25 protein-coding genes, 1 tRNA gene and 1 pseudogene are annotated in these 25,022 nt (G+C 72.7%); 11 read left to right on the top strand and 16 right to left on the bottom strand.

Going from position 1 to position 25,022, the window contains the following annotated elements; all coding sequences use genetic code 11:
• Positions 1-240, top strand: a pseudogene (locus JAN01S_RS17145) (hypothetical protein); the annotation flags it as partial.
• Positions 241-568: 328 nt separating this feature from the next.
• On the opposite strand, the gene JAN01S_RS09440 reads toward JAN01S_RS17145, so the two are convergent.
• On the bottom strand, positions 569-745 hold the full coding sequence (locus JAN01S_RS09440; RefSeq protein WP_157075684.1) for a hypothetical protein: 177 nt from the start codon (positions 743-745) through the stop codon (positions 569-571).
• 16 nt (positions 746-761) lie between these two features.
• Between JAN01S_RS09440 and JAN01S_RS09445 the strand changes: the two genes are divergently transcribed.
• Positions 762-1,253, top strand: coding sequence for a class F sortase (locus JAN01S_RS09445; RefSeq protein WP_068317130.1), 492 nt, complete (start codon positions 762-764; stop codon positions 1,251-1,253).
• Here JAN01S_RS09445 and JAN01S_RS09450 read toward each other — a convergent pair.
• The 9 genes from JAN01S_RS09450 to dacB form a co-directional block, all read right to left on the bottom strand.
• Positions 1,246-1,722, bottom strand: a complete 477-nt coding sequence (locus JAN01S_RS09450) for a DUF3180 domain-containing protein (protein ID WP_068317134.1) — start codon at positions 1,720-1,722, stop codon at positions 1,246-1,248. The two genes, JAN01S_RS09445 and JAN01S_RS09450, sit on opposite strands and share 8 nt — an antisense overlap.
• Positions 1,722-2,576 carry a 2-amino-4-hydroxy-6-hydroxymethyldihydropteridine diphosphokinase gene (folK, locus tag JAN01S_RS09455; protein WP_068317136.1) on the bottom strand — a complete coding sequence of 285 codons (855 nt, stop codon included), beginning with the start codon at positions 2,574-2,576 and terminating at the stop codon, positions 1,722-1,724. The genes JAN01S_RS09450 and folK overlap by 1 nt, the downstream gene beginning before the upstream one ends.
• Positions 2,573-3,439, bottom strand: a complete 867-nt coding sequence (folP, locus tag JAN01S_RS09460; RefSeq protein WP_068317139.1) for a dihydropteroate synthase — start codon at positions 3,437-3,439, stop codon at positions 2,573-2,575. Before folP ends, folK begins: the two co-directional genes overlap by 4 nt.
• Positions 3,436-4,011, bottom strand: coding sequence for a GTP cyclohydrolase I FolE (gene folE / locus JAN01S_RS09465; protein ID WP_068317143.1), 576 nt, complete (start codon positions 4,009-4,011; stop codon positions 3,436-3,438). Before folE ends, folP begins: the two co-directional genes overlap by 4 nt.
• A 3-nt stretch (positions 4,012-4,014) precedes the next feature.
• On the bottom strand, positions 4,015-6,120 hold the full coding sequence (gene ftsH, locus JAN01S_RS09470; protein WP_068317147.1) for an ATP-dependent zinc metalloprotease FtsH: 2,106 nt from the start codon (positions 6,118-6,120) through the stop codon (positions 4,015-4,017).
• A gap of 400 nt (positions 6,121-6,520) precedes the next feature.
• Positions 6,521-7,072, bottom strand: a complete 552-nt coding sequence (gene hpt, locus JAN01S_RS09475) for a hypoxanthine phosphoribosyltransferase (protein ID WP_205353103.1) — start codon at positions 7,070-7,072, stop codon at positions 6,521-6,523.
• 28 nt (positions 7,073-7,100) lie between these two features.
• Positions 7,101-8,105, bottom strand: coding sequence for a tRNA lysidine(34) synthetase TilS (gene tilS, locus JAN01S_RS09480; RefSeq protein ID WP_068317153.1), 1,005 nt, complete (start codon positions 8,103-8,105; stop codon positions 7,101-7,103).
• 1 nt (position 8,106) lies between these two features.
• Positions 8,107-9,150, bottom strand: coding sequence for an Rv3626c family coenzyme F420 biosynthesis-associated protein (locus JAN01S_RS09485; RefSeq protein ID WP_068317156.1), 1,044 nt, complete (start codon positions 9,148-9,150; stop codon positions 8,107-8,109).
• Between the two features lie 47 nt (positions 9,151-9,197).
• Entirely contained in the window at positions 9,198-10,568 is a 1,371-nt protein-coding gene (gene dacB / locus JAN01S_RS09490; protein WP_157075685.1) for a D-alanyl-D-alanine carboxypeptidase/D-alanyl-D-alanine endopeptidase, read from the bottom strand.
• Positions 10,569-10,677: 109 nt separating this feature from the next.
• Between dacB and JAN01S_RS09495 the strand changes: the two genes are divergently transcribed.
• Positions 10,678-11,310: an inorganic diphosphatase gene (locus tag JAN01S_RS09495; protein WP_068317162.1), complete on the top strand. Its 633-nt coding sequence runs from the start codon at positions 10,678-10,680 to the stop codon at positions 11,308-11,310.
• Here the strand turns inward: JAN01S_RS09495 and JAN01S_RS09500 are convergent.
• Positions 11,294-11,752: an SRPBCC family protein gene (locus JAN01S_RS09500; RefSeq protein WP_068317165.1), complete on the bottom strand. Its 459-nt coding sequence runs from the start codon at positions 11,750-11,752 to the stop codon at positions 11,294-11,296. The genes JAN01S_RS09495 and JAN01S_RS09500 overlap by 17 nt on opposite strands.
• Positions 11,749-12,144 carry a hypothetical protein gene (locus JAN01S_RS09505; RefSeq protein WP_068317167.1) on the bottom strand — a complete coding sequence of 132 codons (396 nt, stop codon included), beginning with the start codon at positions 12,142-12,144 and terminating at the stop codon, positions 11,749-11,751. Before JAN01S_RS09505 ends, JAN01S_RS09500 begins: the two co-directional genes overlap by 4 nt.
• A 62-nt stretch (positions 12,145-12,206) precedes the next feature.
• Between JAN01S_RS09505 and JAN01S_RS09510 the strand changes: the two genes are divergently transcribed.
• The 7 genes from JAN01S_RS09510 to JAN01S_RS09540 all read left to right on the top strand — a co-directional run bounded on the left by JAN01S_RS09510 (position 12,207) and on the right by JAN01S_RS09540 (position 19,132).
• Positions 12,207-13,097: an alpha/beta fold hydrolase gene (locus tag JAN01S_RS09510; protein ID WP_068317170.1), complete on the top strand. Its 891-nt coding sequence runs from the start codon at positions 12,207-12,209 to the stop codon at positions 13,095-13,097.
• 122 nt (positions 13,098-13,219) lie between these two features.
• Positions 13,220-13,296 (top strand) — tRNA-Thr (locus JAN01S_RS09515).
• Positions 13,297-13,592: 296 nt separating this feature from the next.
• Positions 13,593-15,020 (top strand): peptidoglycan recognition protein family protein, encoded by a 1,428-nt coding sequence (locus tag JAN01S_RS09520; RefSeq protein WP_068317172.1) that lies wholly within the window; start codon positions 13,593-13,595, stop codon positions 15,018-15,020.
• A gap of 113 nt (positions 15,021-15,133) precedes the next feature.
• Positions 15,134-16,267, top strand: a complete 1,134-nt coding sequence (locus JAN01S_RS09525; protein ID WP_244884801.1) for a glycosyltransferase family protein — start codon at positions 15,134-15,136, stop codon at positions 16,265-16,267.
• Positions 16,264-17,349 carry a glycosyltransferase family 4 protein gene (locus JAN01S_RS09530; RefSeq protein WP_068317177.1) on the top strand — a complete coding sequence of 362 codons (1,086 nt, stop codon included), beginning with the start codon at positions 16,264-16,266 and terminating at the stop codon, positions 17,347-17,349. Before JAN01S_RS09525 ends, JAN01S_RS09530 begins: the two co-directional genes overlap by 4 nt.
• Entirely contained in the window at positions 17,346-18,326 is a 981-nt protein-coding gene (locus JAN01S_RS09535) for a hypothetical protein (RefSeq protein WP_068317182.1), read from the top strand. Before JAN01S_RS09530 ends, JAN01S_RS09535 begins: the two co-directional genes overlap by 4 nt.
• Positions 18,323-19,132 carry a glycosyltransferase family 2 protein gene (locus JAN01S_RS09540; protein ID WP_068317185.1) on the top strand — a complete coding sequence of 270 codons (810 nt, stop codon included), beginning with the start codon at positions 18,323-18,325 and terminating at the stop codon, positions 19,130-19,132. Before JAN01S_RS09535 ends, JAN01S_RS09540 begins: the two co-directional genes overlap by 4 nt.
• A 59-nt stretch (positions 19,133-19,191) precedes the next feature.
• Here the strand turns inward: JAN01S_RS09540 and JAN01S_RS09545 are convergent, their stop codons facing one another.
• The 4 genes from JAN01S_RS09545 to tmk form a co-directional block, all read right to left on the bottom strand.
• Positions 19,192-19,860, bottom strand: a complete 669-nt coding sequence (locus JAN01S_RS09545; RefSeq protein WP_068317238.1) for a lysophospholipid acyltransferase family protein — start codon at positions 19,858-19,860, stop codon at positions 19,192-19,194.
• 74 nt (positions 19,861-19,934) lie between these two features.
• A complete protein-coding gene (locus JAN01S_RS09550; RefSeq protein ID WP_068317188.1) occupies positions 19,935-21,494 on the bottom strand; it encodes an alpha/beta hydrolase in 1,560 nt (519 codons plus the stop codon).
• 314 nt (positions 21,495-21,808) lie between these two features.
• Complete coding sequence (locus tag JAN01S_RS09555; RefSeq protein WP_244884802.1) at positions 21,809-22,990, bottom strand: DNA polymerase III subunit delta'; 1,182 nt, start codon at positions 22,988-22,990, stop codon at positions 21,809-21,811.
• Positions 22,987-23,604, bottom strand: coding sequence for a dTMP kinase (gene tmk, locus JAN01S_RS09560; protein WP_068317194.1), 618 nt, complete (start codon positions 23,602-23,604; stop codon positions 22,987-22,989). Before tmk ends, JAN01S_RS09555 begins: the two co-directional genes overlap by 4 nt.
• Before the next feature lie 61 nt (positions 23,605-23,665).
• On the opposite strand from tmk, the gene JAN01S_RS09565 reads away from it, so the two are divergent.
• Positions 23,666-25,006 (top strand): serine hydrolase domain-containing protein, encoded by a 1,341-nt coding sequence (locus JAN01S_RS09565; RefSeq protein WP_068317197.1) that lies wholly within the window; start codon positions 23,666-23,668, stop codon positions 25,004-25,006.
• The last annotated feature ends 16 nt before the right edge of the window (positions 25,007-25,022 follow it).

Raw genomic sequence — 25,022 nt, forward strand, 5'->3', positions numbered from 1 at the left:
ACGACCACGCCGGACCCGACGACCACCCCGGCCCCGACCACCCCGGAGCCCACCGCCACGGTCGGCGACGGTGACGACGACGCCACCGACCCCGAGACCCCGGGCGTCGTCCAGACGGACGACTCGTCGGTCCTGCCCGGTGGCAACGACGCCGCGCTCCTGCTCGGCGGGGTCCTCCTCGCGGGTGTCGGCGCCGGTGCCGTGACGCTGGCCCGCCGCCGCAACGGCGCCCAGCACTGAGCGCACCGCTGACCGCCCGGTCAGCACACTGACGGCACGGGCCGTCGGGTCGGGGTTCACCCCGCGCCCGGCGGCCCGTACCGTTGTCCTCAGGGGGAACTCCTGCGCGACCACGCTCGTTCTCCCCCTCGACCGGCTCATGACCCTGCAGGGAGGGAACAGTGACGAACCCACCGACGCGCCGACAGCGCTGGCGGGAGCGCAAGCGGTACCGCCGTACGACCGTCATGCTCGCCGCGGGAGCCGCGGTGCTGCTCGGCGGCGGTGTCGCGGCCGGCACCTGGTGGACCCAGCAGGACGAGGAGTCCGCGCGGGTCTCCCCCGGCACCTATGTCCCGCCGAGCAGCATCATGCCGCCGTCGCAGACCGACACCGCGAGCTCGTCACGCAGCAAGAGCTCCTCCACGACCTCATCGAAGAGCTCCTCCACGACCTCATCGAAGAGCTCCTCCACGAGTTCCTCGAAGAGCACGTCCTCGAGTCGGTCGGCCTCACCCTCCGGCACGAGCACGAGCCAAGCCGTGACCCCCGCCCGCGACGGCCGGGCTCCCCGCGGCAACCCGACCCGGGTCCAGGTGACCTCCGGCGGTCGTGAGCTCGTCGACGCCTCGCTGGGCGCGACGATGCTGGATGCCCAAAAGGTGCTGGCTCCCCCCTTCGGCACCGCGGGCTGGTACGCCGAGCCCGGCTGGCCCAAGCCGGGTCACCAGGGCGCCAGCATCCTCGTGGGCCACATCAACCACAGGGGCGCCCCCGACGTCTTCTGGAACCTGCCGAGCGTCAAGCTCGGGGACATCGTCACCGTCTCCTACGGCTCCGGCGACCAGGTGAAGTTCAAGATCACCCGCTCCGAGCCCGCCCCCAAGACGGGTGTGCCGCAGGACGACTCGATCTGGGACTGGGACAACCCCAAGCCGGTGCTGCGCCTCATCACCTGCGACCCCGGCACCCCACTGAGCGGTGGCCACTACGAGGGCAACTGGGTCGTGTGGGCCGACCAGATGGTCAGCTGACCTCGGACCGCCCCGACTCCTCGTCGTCGTGGTCGCGGTCGATCCGGCACCACGCCTGCACGACCAGGCCCGCGGCGACGAGCACGAGCGCCCCGAGCCCTGCGACCGCCCACTTCACGGCCAGCTCTCCCCGCCCGGCGAAGCCGGCGTCGGGCGCCAGGGCGATCGCCTGACCGAGGTCGAGGCCCGCGATGACCGCGCCGGTGAGTGCGCTCGCCTGCGCCAGGCCGAGGACCCGGGCCGCGACGAGCGGCTCGACGTGGGTGCGGCCGTGGCGCATCCGCCACATCCGTCGCCCGGTGACGAGCACGATCGCACCCATCGCGACGAGCAGGACGCCTGCGATCCAGCCGACCCGCAGGGGCGCGTTGCCGCCGGCGATCCACCACCGCCCGAAGGACCAGCTCAGGGCCCCGCAGGCGACGAGCACGACGAGCACGGTCGGCAGCCGCAGGCCACGCTCGAGCATCAGACCTCCTCGATGTCGCTCGTGTCGACCGCAGCGAGCAGCTCGGTGACGGGCACGACGCGCTCCCCCACGCGCAGCACGGCCTGCGGGTCCACGCGCGACCACGGCTGCAGCACGAAGCCACGCTCGTGGGCTCGTGGGTGCGGCAGCGTCAGGCTCGGCTCGTCGCTCACGACGTCGGTGCCGGCGGTCGGGTCGCCGTACTGGACGAGGTCGAGGTCGAGGGTGCGGGCGCCCCAGCGCACCTCGCGCACGCGGCCGTACCGCGCCTCGACGGCGTGCAGGCGGGCGAGCAGCTCGTGCGGGGTGAGCGGAGTCGTCGCCACGACGACGGTGTTGGTGTAGCGCGGCTGGTCGGGTCCGCCGACCGGCTCCGTGCTGACGAAGGGGGCCCGCCGCACCTCGTGCAGCGTGTCGCCGAGGTCGTCGATCGCGGACTGCAGGGTGGCGGTCGCATCGCCGAGGTTGGCGCCGAGTGCGATGACGACCGGCACGGCCCGCGTGCGGGTGATCGTCACCGCGACGTCGCCGAAGGGCACCCCGACCGGCGCGGACGGCTTGTGGACGGTGACCTCGACGGCCCGCACCCCGTCGCGGGCGAGCGCATCGGTGGCGACCTGCTCGGCCAAGGACTCGATGAGGTCGAGGGAGGGCCCCTCGATGCGCCGGACGACGTCGGCTCCGACCTCGGCGTAGTTGATCGTCCGCGCGAGGTCGTCCGTGGCGCCGGCGGGCGCGAGATCGACGTGCAGGACGACGTCCACGACGAACTCCTGGCCGTCACGCTTCTCGTCCGCGAGCACCCCGTGGTACCCGGTGGCGCGCACCCCGAGGAGGCTGATGCGGTCGCTCACGACGCGGTCCCGGGCAGGTCGCCGAGGGCCGCGGCGACGTCGATCGCGTCGACGGTCGCGGTGACGTCGTGCACGCGCACGCACCACACGCCGGCGCGGGCCGCGCGGGCGCTCGTCGCGGCGGTGACGACAGCGCGCGCGTCCAGGGGACGCTCCTGCCCCGGGAGCCTGCCGACGCTGCCGAGGAAGCCCTTGCGCGAGGTGCCGAGCAGGACCGGGTACCCGAGCGCGACGACCTGCTCCAGGCCGGCGAGCAGCTGCCAGTTGTGCTCCGCGGTCTTGGCGAAACCGATGCCCGGGTCGAGGACGAGCTGCTCGGGCGACGTACCGGCGGCGAGCAGCACCTCGACGCGCGCGCCCATCTCCGCGCACACCTCGGCGACGACGTCGTCGTAGTGGGCCCGGGTCTGCATGTCGTGCGAGTGGCCGCGCCAGTGCATGACGACGAAGGGGGCTCCGCTCGCCGCGACGAGGGCCGGCATCTGCGGGTCGGCCAGACCACCGCTCACGTCGTTGATGATCGCGCCACCGGCGGCGAGGGCGGCCTCGGCGACCGAGGCGCGCATCGTGTCGACCGAGACGATCACGCCCTGTGCGGCGAGGGCCTCGACGACCGGCACGACGCGGCGCAGCTCCTCCTGCTCGGAGGGTCGCTCGGCGCCGGGGCGGGTGGACTCGCCGCCCACGTCGACGATCGCGGCCCCCTCGGCGACGAGATCGAGTCCGTGGGTGACGGCGGCGTCGGTCTCGACCCAGCGGCCACCGTCGCTGAACGAGTCGGGCGTGACGTTGACGACCCCCATGACCGTCGGTCCCGGCCGCTCGTGCACGGCCGCGACCCGGTCGAGGACCGCGTGGGTCACCGGGCGGCCCCGGTCAGCAGGGCCATGGCCTCGGCGCGGGTCGTCGAATCACGCAGCTGTCCGCGCACGGCCGAGGTGATGGTCGTGGCGCCCGGCTTGCGCACCCCGCGCATCGACATGCACAGGTGCTCGGCCTCGACGACGACGATGACGCCGGCGACGTCGAGGTGCTCGACGAGCGCGTCGGCGACCTGGCTGGTCAGGCGCTCCTGGACCTGCGGCCGCTTGGCGAAGAGGTCGACGAGCCGCGCGATCTTGGACAGCCCGGTGACCTTGCCGCTGCGCCCCGGCGTGTACCCGACGTGGGCGACCCCGTGGAAGGGCACGAGGTGGTGCTCGCAGGTCGAGTACAGGGGGATGTCACGGACGATGACCAGCTCGTCGTGGTCGAGGTCGAAGGTCGTCGCGAGCAGCTCCGCCGGGTCTCCCTGCAGGCCGGCGAAGACCTCGGCGTAGGCCCGGGCGACCCGCCCGGGGGTCTCGAGGAGTCCGTCGCGGTCGGGGTCCTCGCCCACGGCGATGAGGATCTCGCGTACGGCGGCCTCGATGCGCGCCAGGTCGACGTCGGCCATGGGTCAGTCGCGCTCGGAGCTGTCGACGCCCTCGCCGGGCTGCACCTGACGCACCTCGCTCGGCGGGTGCTCCTCGGGGAAGAGCGTCGCCCCCTCCTCGGCGGCGCGGTCGATCGCCTGAGTGATGCCCGGGTCGCTCGCCGGGGCAGCCGCCTGCGCCTGCTCGGTGTCGCGGGCGCGCATGGCGGCCTGCTCGGCCGGCGTGAGCACCGGCGGGATGTCGGAGATCGTGCGGTGCTCGCTGCTCAGCCACGTCGGGCGCTTGGGCCGCTTGCGCACGTCGGCGAAGACGACCTCGAGTTCCTTGGCGTTGAGCGTCTCGTGCTCGAGCAGGTCGAGGACGAGCCGGTCGAGGATGTCGCGGTTGTCGTTGAGGGCGTGCCACGCCTCGTCGTGGGCGTCCTCGATGAATCGGCGCACCTCCTCGTCGACGATCGTCGCGATGTTCTCGGAGTAGTCACGCTGGTGGCCCATGTCGCGGCCGAGGAAGACCTCGCCCTGCGACTGGCCGAGCTTGACCGCACCGATCCGCTCGCTCATGCCGAACTCGGTGACCATCTTGCGGGCCATCGACGTGGCCTTCTCGATGTCGTTGGAGGCACCGGTCGAGGGGTCGTGGAAGATGATCTCCTCCGCGACGCGACCGCCGAGCGCGTAGGCCAGCTGGTCGAGGATCTCGTTGCGGGTCGTCGAGTACTTGTCGTCGAGGGGCATGACCATCGTGTAACCGAGGGCCCGGCCGCGCGGGAGGATCGTGATCTTGGTGACCGGATCGGTGTGGTTCATCGCCGCGGCGACCAGCGCGTGACCACCCTCGTGGTAGGCGGTGATCTTGCGCTCCTGCGCGCTCATGATGCGGGTGCGCTTCTGCGGACCGGCGATGACGCGGTCGATCGCCTCGTCGAGGATCTCGTCGTCGATGAACTGCTTGTCGGTGCGCGCGGTGAGCAGCGCGGCCTCGTTGAGGACGTTGGCCAGGTCGGCACCGGTCATGCCGGGGGTGCGGCGGGCGACGGCGAGCAGGTCGACGCCGGGAGCCATCGGCTTGCCGGCGGCGTGCACCTCGAGGATGCGGTGGCGCCCGATCATGTCGGGGTTCTCCACCGCGATCTGGCGGTCGAAGCGGCCCGGACGCAGCAGGGCCGGGTCGAGGATGTCGGGGCGGTTGGTCGCCGCGATGAGGATGACATTGGTCTTGACGTCGAAGCCGTCCATCTCGACGAGCAGCTGGTTGAGCGTCTGCTCGCGCTCGTCGTGACCGCCGCCCAGGCCGGCGCCACGGTGACGACCGACGGCGTCGATCTCGTCGACGAAGACGATGGCCGGCGAGTTGGTCTTGGCCTGCTCGAAGAGGTCACGCACGCGGCTGGCACCGACACCGACGAACATCTCGACGAAGTCCGAGCCGGAGATGGAGTAGAAGGGGACGCCTGCCTCACCGGCAACCGCGCGGGCCAGCAGCGTCTTGCCGGTACCGGGCTGGCCGTAGAGCAGCACACCCTTGGGGATCTTGGCGCCCACGGCGAGGAACTTGCTCGGGTCGCGCAGGAACTCGACGATCTCGTGCAGCTCCTCCACGGCCTCGTCCGCGCCGGCCACGTCGGCGAAGGTCACCTTCGGGGTGTCCTTGGTCGCGAGCTTCGCCTTGGACTTGCCGAACTGCATGACCTTGGAGCCGCCGCCCTGGGCCTGGCTGAGGATGAACCAGAAGAGGCCGACGAGCAGCAGCAGTGGCAGCAGGGAGAAGAGCAGGCTCGACCAGACGCTCGGCTCCTCGACGGTGTCGTTCTGCACGCCGTCGACGTTGTCCTCGACGACCTTGAGCATCTGCTCAGCACGGGCGTCGATGAACTCGGTCTCGACCTTGGTCGCGTCCTCGACCGCCTCGCCGTCGGAGTAGGTCTGCCCCTCCTTGAGGTCGAGCTGCAGGAGGTTGTCGGTCGTGAAGTGGGCGTCCTCGACCTTGCCGTCGGTCACGAGCTTTTCCGCCACGGAGGTGTCCACCCGGGCGTACTCGTTGCTGTTGCGCGTCGTGAACATCAGGACGAAGACTGCGATGAGCAGCAGTGCCCAGAATGCGGGTGCGCGGAAGATCTTCTTGGCGTTCATACGGGTACGGGGGCTTCCCGGACTTCCTGACTCGACGACGTGGCGACCCCCGGAAACTGCGGGGACATCAGGACGAAACTACCTGAACCCTTGCCTCCAGCGGTCACCAGACCAACGACCACCTGCGTCCCGGTGTTCCCGCTCCCTCCGGGCCCACGCTGGTCGAGGTGCGAGGAGCGCCAGCGACGAGCCTCGAGACCACGACCACGACGGAGGGACCGAGAGGGAGACGCAAGGAGCGCGCGGCGCGAATCAAGGATGAAGCCCCGCCTCACGACCAGGTGACGTGCAGGATCGCGAGCGGGGCTTCATCCCCAGCGCCGGGTGCTTCTTGCGTCGACCACCCGGGGCCCAGCGAGCGGTCGAGCGGGCTCGGGAGAGCGAGCGGGCGCCCGCAGACTCAGGAGTAGACGTGGGGCGCGAGGGTCGCGACGTCGCGCAGGTTGCGGTAGCCCTCGGCGAAGTCCAGGCCGTAGCCGACGACGAACTCGTTGGCGATGTCGAAGCCGACCCAGCGGGTGTCGATCTCGACCTTGGCGGCCTCGGGCTTGCGCAGCAGGGTGAGGATCTCGACGGAGGCGGGCGAGCGCGAGTCGAGGTTGGCGCGGATCCACGACAGCGTCAGGCCGGAGTCGATGATGTCCTCGACGATGAGCACGTGCTTGTCGGTGATGTCGGTGTCGAGGTCCTTGAGGATGCGCACGACGCCCGAGGACTTGGTGCCGGAGCCGTAGGAGCTGACCGCCATCCAGTCCATGGGGGCCGACCCCGGCAGGTGGCGCATGAAGTCGGCCATGACCATGACCGCCCCCTTGAGGACGCCGACGAGCAGCACGTCCTTGTCCCGGTAGTGCTCCCAGACCTCGGCGGCCAGCTCGGCCAGCCGTGCCTGGATCTGCTCCTCGGTGATGAGCACCTCGACGAGGTCGTCCCGGATGTCCTTGGCGTCCACAGCTCTCCTCATTCGGTTGCGGCGGTCCTCATTGTCCACCAGTCGGCGGCCCGATGTGCACCCGGTCACCGACGCGGTGCACGCGCAGGTCGCCGGGCAGGTGGAGCGGCCCCTGGCCGTGCCAGTCGGTGACGAGGCGGTCGCAGCCGGCGACGTGTCCGGCGGTCAGCGCACCGGTGGGCGCGCCCGCGCGGGTCAGCAGGCGGCGCCACACCCGGGAGCGAAGGGCGGGGGCCAGGTCCGCGAGCTCCCCCACCCGGACCCCGGCGGGGTCGTCGTCGGGCACGGCCCGCTCGGCGAGCTCGTCGAGCAGGTCGGCGTCGTCGCGCAGCAGGTCGGCGCTGCGCGCCAGCGCCTGGGCCAGCCCGGGGCCGAGGTCGGCCTCGAGGGCCGCCAGGGCCTCCCGGGCACGCACCCGGGCGAAGGCGCGGTCGGAGTTCATCGGGTCCTCCCACGCGACCAGCCCCCAGGCGGCACACGCGGCCGCGGTCGTCTCACGGGGCAGGTGGAGCAGCGGCCGGACGAAGGGGGTCGCGCCCCGCACGACGAGGTCGGACATCCCGGCGAGCGACCGGGCGCCCGATCCGCGGGCGAGGCCGAGGAGCACCTGCTCGGCCTGGTCGTCGCGGGTGTGGCCGAGCAGCACGGCGTGGGCGGGGTGCTCCTCCCCCATTGCGGCGGCGGTCTCGGCCAGGGCCGTGTAGCGGGCCTCGCGCGCGTCGGCCTCGAGTCCGGCACCGGTCGTCGACACGACCGCCTGCACGACCGCGACCGGGGCGAGCCCGAGGTCGGCGCACTGCTGCGCGGCCAGCAGGGCCGTCTCGGCGGAGTCGGGCTGCAGCCCGTGGTCGACGATGATCGCGCCGACGGTCACGTCGTGGGCGGGTCCTTCGGCGGCCAGTGCTCCGGCGAGGGCGAGGGAGTCGGTGCCGCCGCTCACCGCGGCGAGCGCCAGCGAGCCGGCCGGGAGCCCCGCGAGGGCCGCGCGGACCCCCCTTCGGCAGTCGGCCTGGGAGGGGTGGCCGGCGCCCACCTCAGCCGTGCACCCGACGCACCCACACGTCGGGCTGGGTGATCTCGAGGGCGGACGGCAGGGTCTCCGGGGAGGTCCACACGGCGTTGAACCCGTCGACCCCCACCCGCTCCTGCACCGCGCGGACGAAGACGGCGCCGTCGCGGTACTGTCGCATCTTGGCCTCCAGGCCGAGCAACCTGCGCAGCAGTCGGTCGACGGCCCCCGCCCCCTTGCGCCGCTTGGTGAAGCGCTCCCGGATCGTCGCCACGGACGGCACGTGCTCGGGCCCCACGTCGTCCATGACGACGTCGGCGTGGCCCTCGAGCAGGGACATCACGGCCGTGACCTCGGCCATCCGCTCCCGCTGCTCGGGGGTGATGACCAGCTCGGCCAGCCCCTGCCCGTCACCGCTCAGCACCCGCGGCAGCTGGGTCGTCACCTGCTCCAGGCGCGAGCGCAGCGACTCGGCGTCGGGCATGAGGTCGGTCGCCAACCCCCGGGCCCGGCCGATGATGTGCTCGCGCAGCCACGGCACGGCGGTGAACTGCACGCGGTGGGTCTCCTCGTGCAGGCACACCCAGAACCGGAAGTCCCGCGAGTCGACCGAGAGCTCCCGCTCGGTCGAGGCGATGTTGGGCGCGACGAGCAGCAGAGCGGGCGTGCCGTCGGGGGCGATGTCGTACTGCCCGAGCACCTTGGTGGAGAGGAAGGCGAGCATCCCGCCGGCCTCCGCGCCGGTGAGCTTGGACCCGATGGCCTGGGCGGCAGCCCACGGCTCCTTGTCGCGGCGCTCCGCCATGACCTTCAGCGCCGGGTCGAGCAGCGCCGCCATCGAGTCGGCGTTGACCTCGATCCACGTCGGCCGGTCGACGACGAGGGCCGCCGGGGCGTCACCGGGGGCGGTCATCCGGGAGGTCGCCGCGACGGGGGCGACCGAGGCCGCGGCGAGCTCACGGATCTGCGCGACCGTCTCGGCCGCCTCCTCGTGGCTCACGTCCGGTCCGGGCGGCACGAGTCGCGCTCCGGCGGTCTTGGCGAACTTCCAGTCCACGTATTGGGTCACGGGCCCAGACTACGGAGGGGACCCCCTTCGCCCAACCGGATCGACGCTCAGGCGCAGCCGCAGGCGGTCAGGTCCGCGACGATCGTGTCGAGCGCGGCGCGGGCGCCGAGGGTGCCCGTCGTCGACGGGACGCGGTCGGCGAGGAGCACGTAGGTGAGCAGCCGTCCCTCCTGTGTCGTCGTCGTGCCGGCGAGCGCGGAGGTGCCCGTCAGGGTGCCCGTCTTGGCCCGGGCGATGCCGGCCGCGCCCCGCGAGGCGTCGGAGTGGAAGCGGTCGTGGAGCGTGCCGGTCAGCCCGGCGATCGGCAGCTCGGAGAGCACGTGGGTCATGGTCTGCGCCGAGCCGGTGATGCCCAGCTGCATGACGTCGGCGACGACCCGGGCGGGCACGAGCTGGCCCGAGCTGAGGCCGGAGTTGTCCTTGAGCCTGACGCCTGTGAGATCGACGCCGGCCGCTTCGAGGGTCGAGCGGACCCAGGCGGTCACCTCGGCGAAGGAGGTCCCGGCACCGTCGGCGAGCGCGGCCTGGCGGGCCACGTTCTCCGTGAGCGCGTTGTCGCTGTCGTCGAGCGCGAGGGCGAGCACGTCACCGAGGGGCGCGGACTCGACGGCCCCGACCTCTTCGGCGCCGTCGGGGGCCGCCTGCAGCCAGGACTTCGACGAGTCGTCGACCGTGACGTCGACGCCCGCCCTGTCGAGCTGTTCGGCGAAGGCGGTGAGCGTGGCGCGCTCGGGGAACTTCGGTGACGGGTTGAAGGGGGTGGGCCGGTCGCCGGCCAGCCCGATCATCGACACGCCCTGCGTGTATCCGGCCGCGACGTCGGCCATCGCCCACCCCGGGGCATAGCGCTCGCCCCGGGCGTACGTCGCGTCGAGACGAAGGGAGAGCTTCGTGCCCCCCTGCGTCCCGACGGAGTCCGCGACCTGCCGGGCGAGGTCCGCCAGGCCGGCGCGGCCCTCGACCGCGGTGGGGTCGCCCGCGCCCTTGGCGAGCATCGTGTCGCCGGAGGCTACGAGGACGAGCTCGTCACCGTCGCGCACGACGGTGGTCTGCATCGTGCGGCTGAGGTCGGCGCGCTCGGCGACCGCTGCCGCCGTGAGCAGCTTGGCCGTCGAGGCAGGGATCTGGGGGCGGTCGGCTCCCCGCTCGTAGAGGGTCTCGCCGGTGAGGGCGTCACGCACGACGACGCCGACGCGCGGACCGAGCTGCGGGTCGCGGACGTCCTTGGCGAGCGCCTGCTCCAGGCCGGCGGCGCTGGGGACGGGGGCCTCCTCGGACGCCGGGGGCAGCACGAGGGTCGGCTCGCGCGGCTCGGGGGCCTGCTCGGCCACCGCCTCGTCGATCGTCAGGACCCCGGGGACGCGGTCGTGGGCGTCGGCGAAGCCGTAGCCGACCGCCAGGGCTGCGACGGAGGTCACGGCGATCAGAGTGCGTCGCACGCGGCCCCCTGTGCGGTCATGTGGCTGAGTTGGTGGAACACTGACCCCGAGAATAGTTCACCCTCACCCAGCCAAGAGGAGTCCACCTGTGGAGTTCGACGTCACCATCGAGATCCCGAAGGGTCAGAAGAACAAGTACGAGGTCGACCACGCGACCGGTCGCATCCGCCTCGACCGCATGCTCTTCACCTCCATGGCCTACCCGAGCGACTACGGGTACGTCGAGGACAGCCTCGGCGAGGACGGCGACCCCCTCGACGCGCTCGTCCTCCTCGACGAGCCGACCTGGCCCGGCTGCCTCGTGCGCGCCCGGCCCATCGGCATGTTCCACATGCGCGACGAGGCCGGCGGTGACGACAAGATCCTGTGCGTCCCCGCGGGCGACCCGCGCAAGGAGAGCATCAAGGACCTCGAGGACATCAGCGAGTTCTGGCGGCTGGAGATCCAGCACTTCTTCGAGACCTACAAGGACCTCGAGCCCGGCAAGTCCGTCGAGGGCGCCCACTGGGTCGGCCGCGAGGAGGCCGAGAAGACGGTCCTCGAGGCGATCGAGCGCGCCAAGGCCAATGGTGTGAGCACGGCCCGGTGGACCATGCCCTCCTCCGGCCACATCCCGGAGCAGGGCGACGTGACCCACTCCGAGGAGGACATCAAGGCCGCGGCCGCCAAGGCGCGCGAGGAGCTGGCCACCAAGGACAACCCGCTCAGCGACGACGACTGACGAGCTGGCGCGCCAACCCGCGGCGGCCCTGCCGCATCATCCACGCGTGGTTGGCCCGCAGCACCCAGGGCGCGAGGGTCGCCGCACCGGACCACGGTGCGGCGACCCTCACCTCTTGGTCGAAGACCGCGACCGTGCGCTCCCCCGCGGCGTCGGCGGTGTCGATCGACCACCCGGCCCACCCCACGAGGTCACCGTCGATGCCCACGCCCAGGCGGCCCCCTTCGCGGTCCTCGGTCTCGCGGGTGAGGACGAGGTGGAGCGTCAACGGCAGGACGCTGCGCACGACGGCGCGGCCGGAGTGGTCGTCGATGCGGTGCACCTGCCGGACCTGCGGCCACCACCGCGGGTAATGCTCGATGTCCGCCAGCGCCTCCACGACCAGCCCCGGCGGCCCCGGCAGGGACCACTCGTGGTGGAAGGCGAAGTCCCCCGCGCTCACTCCTCGTCCGCAGGTGCCATGGCCGCCTCGAGGACCGCCGTCCACGTGCCGAAGGTGTTGCGGATCGTGTTGGCGGACGGGGCATCCGGCTGCTCACGCAGCCAGGCGCTGAGGCGCCCGTACGAGGGCTGCCCGTCCGTGGCCAGGTAGTCGCGGACCCAGCCGAGGAGGTCCTCCCGGCTCCAGCGACGGCGGTAGGTGCGCGCCGCCTTGTTGGTCTCGACGCCCGCCGCGGCGCAGGCCTCGCGCCACGACCCGCTGCGCTGGATGATCCGCGCAGCCGTCAGGGCACCCTCGGCGCGGTGCTCGTCGTAGAACTTCACGGACAGCGGTGCGCCACCCGTCAGCGCGGCCACTCGCCGCAGCTCGGCATCGACCGGCTGCTCGCCCATGCAGCCATCATGGCGCAGACCGGCCCCGCATGCGGTCGAGTGCCGCCGGGTAGGTTCGACCCGTGCGCTACTACTCCCATGACGGCCTGACCTTCGACGTCTCCGACGACGGCCCCGCGGACGGCGAGCTCGTCGTCCTCCTCCACGGCTGGCCGCAGGACCGCACCGCCTGGGACAAGGTGACGCCCCACCTCACCGCGGCCGGGCTGCGCGTCATCGCGCCCGACCTGCGCGGCTACTCCCCAGGCGCCCGACCGGGCAACCACCTCGACTACGAGATCACCCAGATGGTCGGCGACGTCGTCGCGCTCCTCGACGAGGTCGGCACGGAGCGGGCGCACGTCGTCGGGCACGACTGGGGCGGAGCGCTCGCCTGGGCGATCGCGGCCCGCGAGCCCGACCGGGTGGACACGCTCACCGTGCTCTCGACCCCCAGCCCATCGGCGATGGCGCAGGGCTTCCGGGCCGGCGACCAGCACAAGCACAGCTGGTACATGGCGATCTTCGCGCTGCCGGTCGTGCCGGTGCTCTTCTTCCGCCTCTTCGCCCAGCAGATCCTCGAGCGGATCGGCATGCCCCGCGAGCGGGCCGCCCACGACGCCCGTCGCCTCAAGACGCCGGGAGCGGCCGAGGGGACCTTCGCGTGGTACCGGGCGGCCCTCTCGCCGACCCTGTGGTGGCGCAAGCGCCGGGCGAAGGGGGGTCCCCGCCGCAGCGTGCACCGCCGCCCCATCCCGACCGCATACGTGTGGGGAGCCAAGGACCCCGCCTTCGGCGAGGTGTCCACCAAGGCAACCGTCGAGCAGCTGCGGCGTCGGGCGGGCGACCAGCCCGGGCTGGCGATCACCCGTGAGCTGCAGACCGGCCACTGGCTGATGGAGACCCACCCGGAGACCATCGCCGAGGTCGTGCTCGAGCGGATCGGCACGCAGGTCGACGAGTCCGTGGCCTGACGCACGACCCCGCTGGTTGAGGTGCGAGCGCCACCGGGCGCGAGCCTCGAAACCCGCGGTCCGCCCGATTACGCGACTCGGGCGCTCATCCGTATACTCGTGCCTCGCGTCCACGGGCGCATGCCGCCTTAGCTCAGTCGGCTAGAGCGTCTCACTCGTAATGAGAAGGTCGTCGGTTCGATTCCGACAGGCGGCTCCACCTGAAGCCCCCGACCTCACCGGTCGGGGGCTTCGTCGTACCCCGGCCGGCGTGTCGTACTGCAGTTCGTGCCCCGTGCCCGCCGGGTCCCTTGATACGCCGGGGTGCTTCCCCCTTCGTCCGGGTGAACTGCAGTACGACACGCCTGGGGAACCATCAAACGGCCAGCGCACTGCATCGGTACGGCAAGGAGCGACTTGCGGTTTGGCAAGGAGGGGCCGGTCGCGCTGCACGGTGACCGGAGCGCACCTAGCGTGGCCGGGCCAGCCGGACCCCGATCCCCTGCGAGGTGTCTCGTGAGCTCCCTTCGTCGTGCTCTCTCCCGCCTGACCACTGCCGCCCTGACGGCCTCACTCATCACGGTCGTGCCCGTCGTGGACACAAGCGCGAAGCCCACACCCGTTCCGGCGCAACGCGCCTCGATCGCGATCCCGGCCGTCGACCGGTCTGCCCTCACGGCGGCACCCCGGGTGCCGTCGATCGGCATGTCCGGCGACGACGTCGTCGGGATGACCGCTCCCCTGGACACCCAGGGGTTCCGCGTCGCGGGTGTCACGTGGAGCGGCGACCGCACCGACGTCGAGGCCTTCGTGCGCACCCGGGACGCCGAGACCGACCGGTGGACCGAGTGGAGCCTGCTGGAGTCCGAGGCCGGTCCGGACGCGGGCACCGCCGAGGCGGCACACGCCCGCGGCGGCACCCAGCCGCTCATCACCGGGGAGTCCGACGGCATCCAGGTGCGGGTCGAGTCCGGCGGAGTGCGCCCCGACGACCTGCAGGTCGACCTGGTCGCCCCGGGCACCTCCGACGCCGACGCCGATGTGGGCTCCACGCCCCCGGCGAGCGCCCAGGGCGTCCAGGCCAAGCCCTCGGTGCACAGCCGGGCCTCCTGGGGCGCCGACGAGTCGATCCGCCGGGGTGAGCCCGAGTACGGCGAGGTCCGCGGCGCCGTCGTGCACCACACTGCCGGGACCAATGCCTACACGGCGGAGGAGGTGCCGCAGATCCTGCGCGGCATCTACGACTTCCACGTCAACGGACGCGGGTGGAACGACATCGGCTACAACGTGCTCGTCGACAAGTGGGGCCGTCTGTGGGAGGGCCGCGCCGGAGGTCTCGACAAGGCCGTCATCGGCGCGCACACGCTGGGGTTCAACGACGAGACCTTCGGCATCTCGGCGATGGGCGACTACGACCGGGCGGCCGCCCCGCAACGGATGGTCTCCAGCATCGAGAGCTTCCTGGCGTGGAAGCTCGGCAAGCACCACATCGATCCCGCGGCCACAGGGACGATCAACGGCGCGCAGCGCCCGACGGTCATCGGCCACCGCGACGGCGGCGAGACCGCGTGCCCGGGTCGCTACCTCTACGCCAAGCTCCCCGAGATCCGCACCGACGCCAAGGAGCGGCAGGGCTCGGCCTTGTACACGCCCCGCACGACACCGCGGACCGTGCCCTACGCCAGTGGCGGGTCCGCCCTGACGGCCAGGACCGCTGGTGAGGTGACCTGGCGGGTGCGCATCTCGAGCGAGGAGTACGGCATGATCTCCGACCGGTCGAGCACGCGCTCAGGCGACACCGACCTGACCGTGACGTGGAAGGGTCGCATGCCCGATGGTGGGTGGGCGCCTCCGGGCGAGTACCAGGTGCTGCTGAGCGGCAAGGACACCGAGACCGGGGCGTGGATCCCCAGCTGGCGGGACACGATCACCGTGACGGGCTGAGCCGCCGGTCCCTCCCGGCCGGCGGGCGGGGGATGAGTCCCTGCGCTGCGGGTACACGTGCCGAGGAGGGAGTGCACCCCGCAGCACGTCTCCCGTATGCCGAGAGGAGACGCATGACTCAGCAACCGTCAGCGACGAGGGAGCGCACCCGCCCGGGTGCCGGCGAGGACCGGCCCATCACGGTGGCCTCCGTCCCCGGATCGCACGTCTACGTCCGACACATCGCCCACGAGGGCAAGCCCTCGGACGTGCGACGGCTCGAGGACCCGGACCCGCAGTCCCCCGACCGCTCTGCGCAGCAGCAGTGGTGGCCGCCCGTCATGCTGGACCCCGCGTGGTTGGCCGACGCCGACTACGACCTGCTGCACGTGCAGTTCGGCTTCGACGCTCGCGACCCCTCCCAGCTGGAGGAGGCGCTGTCTGTCGCCCGCCTGCGGGGAGCGCCGATCGTCTACACCGCCCACGACCTGCGCAACCCGCACCACCCGGACAGCACGACGCACGCCCGCCAGCTGGACGTGCTCATGCGGCACGCGGACGCCGTCGTCACCCTGACCCCCGGCGCAGCCGACGAGATCCGTCGTCGGTGGGCGCGGGACGCCATCGTCCTGCCTCACCCGCACGTCGTCGACCTGGCGACCATGCGGGCCCACCGCGCCCGCCGTGCACGCTCCTCCGGCACCCGCGACGAGTTCCGCGTCGGCGTGCACGTCAAGAGCCTGCGGGCGAACATGGACCCGCTGGCACTCCTGCCCGTCCTCGAGGAGACCGTCGCCGACCTGCCCGGCGGAGTGCTCCAGGTCAACGGCCACCGTGACGTGCTGGCCCCCGACGGCGCACGACGCGACGCCGCCCTGGCCGACCACCTCGAGGAGGCCGCGTGCCGGGGCCTCGTGGACCTGCGTGTGCACGACTACCTCGACGACGCAGCGCTGTGGGACCACCTCGGCTCACTCGACGTCTCCGTGCTGCCCTACCGGTTCGGTACCCACTCGGGGTGGCTGGAGGCGTGCCGGGACCTCGGCACCACGGTCGTGGCCCCGACCTGCGGCTACTACGCCGAGCAGGGCCCGGTCCTGACCTACGAGATGGACGAAGGGCGCTTCGACCCCGAGAGCCTCGCCGAGGCCGTCCGGAGCGCGTACGTCCACGGTCCGCTCCCCGCGCCCACCGTCGAGGAACGTCGCCGTCAGCGTCTGGAGGTCGCGACCACGCACGAGACCCTCTACCGACGGCTGCTGTCATGAGTCGCCCACGCAGCAGCCTGCGGATCTGCCTGATCGCGTCGAGCCGGTTCCCCGTGCGTGAGCCCTTCGCCGGCGGACTGGAGGCGCACACTCACGCGTTGGCCAAGGAGCTGCGCAGCCGCGGCCACCACGTCACGCTCTTCGCCCGGGCCGGCTCGGACCCCGACCTGGACGTGCACGAGCTGCCGCTCGCGGTCTACACCCCCGACGACACGGCTCGCAAGGACGTCGCCGCCCCGCCGGAGGTCTGGATGGAGGAGCACCACGCCTACCTGGGACTCATGCTGGACCTGATGCACGCCGGTCGGGCCCGCTACGACCTGGTGCACAACAACAGCCTCCACCACCTGCCGGTCGCGATGTCGTGGGCGCTGGACCTGCCCGTGGTGACCACCCTCCACACGCCACCCCTGCCGTGGCTGACCTCCGCCGCGGAGTTCGCCGGACCGAACTGTCACTTCGTGGCGGTGAGTGACGCCACCGCTCGCGCCTGGGCGAACGTCGTCCCGAGCGTTGCCGTGCCCAACGGGGTCGACCTCGACCACTGGCGTCCGGGTCCGGGCGGCGGCCCCGCGATCTGGTCGGGCCGCATCGTGCCGGAAAAGGCGCCCCACCTCGCGATCGCCGCCGCGCGGCGTGCAGAGGTACCGCTGCGGCTGGTCGGCGAGGTGCTCGACCGCACCTACTACGAACGAGAGGTCGCGCCCCTGCTGGGCGAGGACGTCGAGTACCTCGGGCACGTGACCCACGGCGAGCTGGCGGAGCTGGTCGGCGGCGCGAGCGTCGCCCTCGTCACTCCGGCCTGGGACGAACCCTTCGGCCTCGTGGCCGCCGAGGCGATGGCGTGCGGGACACCGGTCGCCGCGTTCTCCCGCGGCGCGCTTCCGGAGCTGGTCACGGCCGGGACCGGCGCCCTGGCGGATCCCGGTGACGTGCAGGGCCTGGCGGAGGCGGTGCGCGCCGCACTCGCGCTGGACCGGCGAGAGGTCCGGCGTGAGGCCGAGGAGCGCCTGTCCCACCGCGCGATGGTCGACGGCTACGAAGGGGTGTACAGCCGGGCCCTGGAGGCGTCCGCCGCGTGATCGGCTACTACGTGCACCACCACGGCTCCGGTCACCTCCACCGCGCACGGTCCGTCGCGTCCGCGTGGCCGGGCGAGGTGACCGGCCTGTCCACACTTCCACGCCCAAAGGGGTGGACCGGCGACTGGGTCCACCTGGACGACGACGCGCCCGCGGACGGCCACCACGACGTCACGGCGGGCGGGCACCTGCACTGGGCACCGGTGGGCCACCCGGGACTCTCGAGCCGAATGGCCCGGATCGCGTCCTGGCTGGAGGCCGCTCGTCCGAGCCTGCTCGTGAGTGACCACTCGGTCGAGATCACCCTGCTCGCCCGGCTGCACGGCGTGCCGGTGGTCGCGGTCGTGCTGCCCGGTGACCGGTCCGATCCGGCGCACCTGCTCGGGTACGGCGTGTGCGAGGCCCTCGTGGCGATGTGGCCCGCCACCGCCCGGGTGCGCACCGGGCTTCCGCCGGACCTCCTCGCCCGCCTGCGGTGCGTGGGTGGGCTCTCGCGCTTCGCCCCCACCGAGCCCCGGCCGCGACGGACCGAGGAGGCGCACGTGGCCGTCCTGTGGGGGCGCGGTGGCGACGGACCCCCGGAGCACGAGCTCACCGCAGCCCGCAGCCGGACCCCCGGCTGGACGTGGACGGTGCTCGGCGGGGACCAGTGGGTGGAGGACCCCTTCGCCGCGCTCCTCAGCGCCGATGTCGTGCTCACCCACGGCGGTCAGAACGCCGTCGCCGAGACCGCCGCCGCCCGCCGCCCCGCGATCGTGCTCCCCCAGGCTCGCCCCTTCGACGAGCAGCACGCCATGGGGCGCGCCCTGGACGACGACCGGTGGCCGGTCATCGTGTGCCGCTCGCTGCCGGAGGACGGCTGGTCGACCCTGCTCGAGCGGGCGCGTCGGCTCGACGGCCACCGCTGGCAGGGCTGGTGCGACGGGCACGCGGCCGACCGGTTCGTCGCAGTCCTGCAGGAGGCGGGTGGAGCATGAGCACCGTCGCCACGATCACGATCGCCCACGGTCGACATCGCCACCTGCTCAACCAGGGACGCACCCTGTGGCGCGGCACCCGGGTGCCGGAGCACCGGGTCGTCGTCGCCATGGACGACCCGGCTCTCGAGGCGCCGGGAGCGCACGTGGTGCCTCTCGGGCGCGGTCCGGAGGGGCTCCCGTTGGCCGCCGCGCGCAACTTGGGCGCCGCAGCGGCCCGTCAGCTGGGCGCCGACGTCCTCGTCTTCCTCGACGTCGACTGCCTCGCCGGGCATCGCCTCGTCGAGGACTACGCGGCCGCCGTGACCGACGAGCCGGAGGTCGTCTGGTCCGGGCCGGTGACGTACCTCCAGCCTCCGCCCCCGCTCGGCTACGACCTGGCCTCGCTGGAGCAGGTCGACGATCCCCACCCCGGACGTCCTGCACCCGAGCCAGGGCAGCGGCTCCCGAACCCTCGTCCCGAGCTCTTCTGGTCGCTCTCCTTCGCCCTCTCCCGGCACACGTGGTCGCACATCGGCGGATTCTGCGAGGACTACGTCGGCTACGGCGGCGAGGACACCGACTTCGGCCGGCTCGTCGTGGCCCGGGGGTCACGGCACGGCTGGGTCGGCGGCGCCCGCGCCTACCACCAGCACCACGAGGTCGAGTCGCCACCGGTGAGGCACGTGGACGCCATCCTGCGCAACGCGGCGATCTTCCACCGACGGTGGGGTGAGTGGCCGATGACCACGTGGCTCCACGACTTCGAGGACCTAGGACTGGTCGAGTACGTCGACGGTCAGTGGCGACGCGTCGCGTCAGCCTGACCCGCCGACCTGACCTTGTCCGGCGATACGGCGGCAGAGGTCTGTGCCGCCCACCGGGCTCAGCCGTCCCGGCGCTCGCGCCACATCTGCTGGGCGTACCCGATCTCGGTGCGGATGGCCGTCATGATCTCGTCGGTGACCTCCCTGGCCGCGGCGTCGTCGGTGCGGCCGGCCCAGGAGGACAGGTCGAGACGCGGGCCGACCGACAGGCATGCAGTGTGCCGGTGCCAGATGTGGTGGTGTCCCTGCTGGGGCCCCCAGGTACCGATCGGGATGACCGCCGCGTCCGGGTGGCGCAGGGCCAGACGGGCGGCGCCGGTACGAGCAGGGCCCGGCATGCGATCGGGTTCGGTGGTCAGCCGCCCCTCCGGGTAGAGCGCGACGAGTGCGCCGGCATCGAGCCGCTCCGACGCGCGGTCGAGAGCCTCCGCCGCCGACGCCGAGCCGCGAGCGACCGGGATCTGTCCGGTGACGCGGGCGAGCCAGCCGACACCCGGCCAGCCGAAGACCTCCTGCATCGCGAGGAAGTGCGGGAAGCGGCGGTGCCCGATGGCCACGCGCGCCACGGCGAGCGGGTCGGTCATCGTCAGGTGGTTGGCCACGAGGATCACCGGACCCCGGCGAGGGATCTCCCCCGCGCGGTATCGGACCCGGTGGGCCACCTTGGCCACCAGCCACACGAGGACGAAGCCGGCGGCATTCTTCAGGTGCTGACGCGGTGAGATCACCCCCGCAGTCTGGTGCACGCGCCGCGCGCGACGACTGAGCAAGGTGACCCAGACGGGTGACCGACCCCGGCTGCTCACTCCTCGCAGGTCATCTCCCCGCCCTCGGGCAGCTCGCCGGTGAGCCAGTAGCGGTCGACGGCCTCGTCGACGCAGTCGTTCTGGCGCATGTAGGCGGTGTGGCCGTCACCCTCGTGGGTGACGAGGGCGGAGTCCGCGAGCTGTTCGTGCAACCGTTGCGCCCACTCGTAGGGGGTGGCCGGGTCTCGGGTGGTGCCGACGACGAGGATCGGGTCGGCCCCCTTCGCGTCGACCTCGTGCGGCACGTGGTCGGACTCGACCGCCCACTGCGGGCACGGGGACTCGTACGCCAGCGCGCGTCCCCAGATCGGCGCCACCTTGCTCGCCCGCTCGGCGAGGGCCTCCGGGTCGGAGGTCTCCTCCGGGCGGTCGAGACAGTTGATCGCCGGCAGGGCCTCGAGGAGGTTGGACGCGTACCCGCCGTTGGCATCGCGCCCGGCGTAGGCACGGCCGAGCTCGCTGAGCGGACCGCCGTCGCCGTCGCGGGCGCTGACGAGCGCATCGGTCAGCTGGGACCACATGCCCTGGTCGTACATCGCCTGGGCGATCCCCCACGTCGCCCACCCCTCGGTCAGCTCGATGCCCGCGGTGGCGGGCAGGGGCTGTTGGTCGAGCTCCTCGAGCTGCTCCTGCACGCTCCGCACGACGTCGTCGACGCTGTCGCCGAGCGGACAGGAGTCGTCGACGCAGTCCTGCGCCCAGGCCTTGGTCGCGGTGTCGAACCCCTTCGCCTGGCCGATCGCAACCTCCTCCCCCGTCAGGTCGGGCGGGATGACGCCGTCGAGGACGAGGCGGCCGACGCGGTCGGGGAAGAGCTCGGCGTAGGTCGTCCCGAGATAGGTGCCGTAGGACTTGCCGAGGTAGGTCAGCTTGCCGTCGCCCAGCGCGGCGCGGAGCACGTCCATGTCCCGTGCGGCGTCGGCGGTGGACACGTGCTCGATCACCTTGCCGCTCTTGGCCACGCAGCCCTCGGCGAGGTCCGTCTTGTCCTGCACGTCCTCAGCCCGCTCCTCGTCGGTGTCGGGCGTGGGGTCCTTGGCGAGGTAGGCGTCGAGGTCGGCGTCGTCCAGGCAGTCGACGGGCGCCGAGCGCCCAACACCCCGCGGGTCGAAGCCCACGACGTCGAAGTGGTTGCGGATCTGCCCGCTGACGATGACGTCGGCAGCGGCCGCGTACTCGACCCCGGAGCCGCCCGGCCCACCCGGGTTGACGACGAGCGAGCCCGCAGCGTCCTTCTTGGACGGGACCCGCAGCACGGCGATCTCGATCGTCTCGCCGTCGGGGTCGTCGTAGTCGACGGGCACCTCGAGCTGCGCGCACTCGCCGGTCCCCTGCTCGCACGTGCCCCACTCGAGCGTCTGCCCGTAGAAGGGCTCGAGCCCCGTGGTCCCCTCCGGGGGCGTGCGGTCCCCCGCCGTCAGTCCCGTCGGCTGCACGTCGGGCTCGAGGAGCGAGCACCCCGCCACCGGCAGCAGCACCGCCATCGCGGCGGACCCGGCAGCGACCCTCCGCGCCGACGTGCGAAGGGAGCGGGGCCGGCCGACACGAGAACGCATGGCCCGCACGCTACCCGCGCCGACCGAGACGCCCCCGGAGGCTGCATTGCCATGGGGCAATGCAGCCTCAGGACGAAGGGAGCGCCGGGCCCGGGGCCAAGACGAGGGTGCGACACGAGCGAAGCCGTCGGACGGAGGGCGTGGCGCGAATCAAGCCGAAGTCGAGAACGACAACGTGACCACGCGACGACGAAGGACTTCGGCCCAGCGCCACGTCCTTCGTCCGTCGGCGCACCAGCGCCACGTCCTTCGTCCGTCGACGCACCCAGCCCCTTCGAGACGGTCGCTGCGCGACCTCCTCAGAGCGCGTGGCGTCAGCGCGGCAGCTGCAACGACACCGCCATCGCCTCGAGCGCGAGCAGCGGCGCGACGTTCGCGGCGATCCGCTCCCGGGCGGTGGCGATCGCCTCCATGGCGATGAGCAACCCCTCACCGCTGAAGGCACGGGCGACCTCTTCGACGACCGGCCGCGCGTCCTCGTTGACCAGGGCCACGGGCGAGCCTGCGTGCAGGACGAGGGCGTCACGGTAGACCGACAGCAGGTCCACCAGCGCCCGGTCGATCATGTCGCGGGTGAAGCGGGTGGCGCGGGTCTTCTGGTCCTTTTCCAGTGCGGTCACCTGCGCGCGGATGTGCGGCGGCTGGGTGCGGGCGCTGGGGTCGGCACCGAGCGTCTCGAGGAGGCGCTGCTTCTCCGCGGCGCCCCGGGCCTCGAGGGTGCGGTCGCGCTCCTGCTCGGCGATCTGCAGCAGGTCAGCGGCGGCCCCGACGGCGTCGGAGACCCCGCGGATGCGCGCGGCCATGGTGATCGTGTCGCGCCGGCGGATCCGGGCACCCTCGTCGGTGGCCAGCCGCTTGGCCAGGCCGATGTGGCTCTGGGCGGCGCGGGCGGCATAGGTGGCCATGCCGGGGTCGATGCCGTCGCGGCGCTGCAGCAACCGGGCGACCTCGGCGACCGGAGGTGTGCGCAGCCGCACGTGCCGCGAGCGCGAGCGGACGGTGATGAGCACGTCCTCGAGGCTGGGGGCACACAGTAGCCACACCGTGCGGGGCGTCGGCTCCTCCAGCGCCTTGAGCAGGGCGTTGCCCGACTGCTCGGTCAGTCGGTCGGCGTCCTCGACGAGGATGATCCGGTAGCGGCCGACGCTCGGCGAGCGCCCGGCGAGCTGGACGAGGTCGCGGGCGGCGGCCACACCGATCGACAGCGCCTCGGTGGCGAGCACGTCGACGTCGGCATGGGTGCCGTCGACGGCGGTGCGGCACTCGCGGCACTCACCGCACCCACCGGTCGGGCACAGCAGCGCCCCGGCGAAGGCCCGCGCGGCCGTCGAGCGACCGGACCCCGGGGGGCCGGTGAAGAGCCACGCGTGCGTCATGGCAGCGGGGTCGGCGACGGCCCGCTGAAGGGTCGCGACCGTCTCCTCCTGGCCGACGACGTCCCGCCAGACGGGGGCCCGGGCGGAGGGCGCCGAGCCGGCGGCGGTCGGCACACTCACAGCAGGCCCTCCTGCTCCAACCGCTCGCGCACCTGTGCGGCGATCTCCTCGGCCGGCGCGGAGCCGTCGACGACGAGATACCGGGCGGGCTCCCCCTTCGCCATCGTGAGGAAGTGCTCGCGGACCGCCGCGTGGAAGCCGTCGGCCTCCGACTCCATCCGGTCGTGCGTGTCGCCGCGGCGCTGCCGACCGGTGGCCGGGTCGACGTCGACGACGACGGTCAGGTCGGGGGTGAGCCCGGCAACGGCCCACGACTGCAGGTCGGCGACCTCCTGCGCGCCGAGCGCGCGGCCCGCACCCTGGTAGGCGACGGACGAGTCGACGTAGCGGTCCGTCACGACGACCGCTCCGCGGCGGAGCGAAGGGAGGATGACCTCCTCGACGTGCTGGGCCTTGTCGGCCGCGAAGACCAGCGCCTCTGCGCGCGCGGTGATGTGCTCACCGTGCAGCACGAGGTTGCGCAGAGCGGCACCCAGGGCTGTGCCACCGGGCTGGCGGGTGACGACGACCTCGCGGCCGGCGGCCTCGAGCGCGGCGACGAGGTGCCCGACCTGGGTCGACTTGCCCGCGCCGTCGCCACCCTCGAAGGCGATGAAGTACCCGCTGTCCGTCACGCCGTCGACCCTATGGCACGGCACGGACGGCGGGTGACGCAGCGGCGATACGTTGGGGATCATGACCTTCAGCGACGACACCGCCCGTGCCCTGACCCTCCGTGCGCTCACCGCGCAGACCGACGGGAGGGTCCCGGGACTGGCTGCCGGGGTGGCGCGCGCGGGTGCGCTGGAGTGGTTCGGCGGGATCGGCACCATCGACCTGGCGACCCCGGGCGACACCCCGGACGCGGACACCCAGTACCCCGTCGCGAGCAACTCCAAGACCTTCACCGCGGTCGTGGTCATGGCGCTGCGCGACGAGGGCCGCCTCGACCTCGACGACACCGTCGAGCAGCACCTGTCGGACAGCTCGCACGCCCGCGTGACGGTCCGCCAGTTGCTCTCGCACTCCTCGGGGATGCAGCGGGAGCCGGTCGGCGACGTCTTCGACACGATGGTCATGCCCTCCCGCGAGGAGCTGCTCGCCGGGTGGTCAGGGGCCGAGCGGGTCGGCCGCCCGCACCACCGGTGGCACTACTCCAACCTCGCCTACGCGGTGCTCGGCGAGATCATCCAGCGCCTCGACGGCTGCACGTGGGAGGAGTCCGTGCGGCGACGGATCCTCGACCCGCTCGGCATGACGCGCACGGGCACCGCCCCGAGCGGCCGGCAGGCGAAGGGGTACTACGTTCCCCCCTTCGCCGACGTGCCGGTGGAGGAGCCGGTCTTCGACGCGGCGGCCATGGACCCGGCCGGCGGTCTGCGCTCGACGGCCACCGACATGGCGCGCTGGGGCGGCTTCGTCGCCGACCCCGTGGACGAGGTCCTCTCCCCCGACACCCTCGAGGAGATGTGCCAGCCGCAGGTCATGGCCGACGCCGTCGGCTGGACGTCGGCGTGGGGCCTGGGCTTCCAACTCGTCCGGCACGAGGGCCGCACCTGGGTGGGGCACACCGGCGGCTGGCCGGGATCGATCACCGGGGTCTTCACGGAGCGCTCGTCGGCGACGACGGGACTGATCCTGATGAACAAATCCTCGCCCGTCCCTCCGGCCACCGCCGCCATCGAGCTCGGCACGATCGCGATCGAGCGCGAACCCGTGGTCCCCGAGCCCTGGGAGCCCGGCACCGCGGTCCCCGAGGAGCTCGTCCCGCTCCTCGGCCACTGGTACTCGGAGGGGACCCACTTCGTGCTGTCGGTGCGCCGAGGCACGCTCGAGGCCCGCATCGCCGGTCAGCCGAAAGAGCAGCCGGCATCCGTCTTCGAGCCGGACGGGACCGACCGCTACCGCACCGTCTCCGGGCGGGAGGCGGGTGAGCTGCTGCGCGTGCAGCGTGACGCGAAGGGAGAGGTCAGCCACTTCAACTGGGCCACCTATCGCTTCACCCGGGAACCGCTCGCCTTCGGCGCTTGGCTCTGAGGCGTCCCGGCTCCTG

Origin of the sequence: Janibacter anophelis NBRC 107843, assembly GCF_001570945.1 — a bacterium.
Lineage (GTDB): Bacteria > Actinomycetota > Actinomycetes > Actinomycetales > Dermatophilaceae > Janibacter > Janibacter anophelis.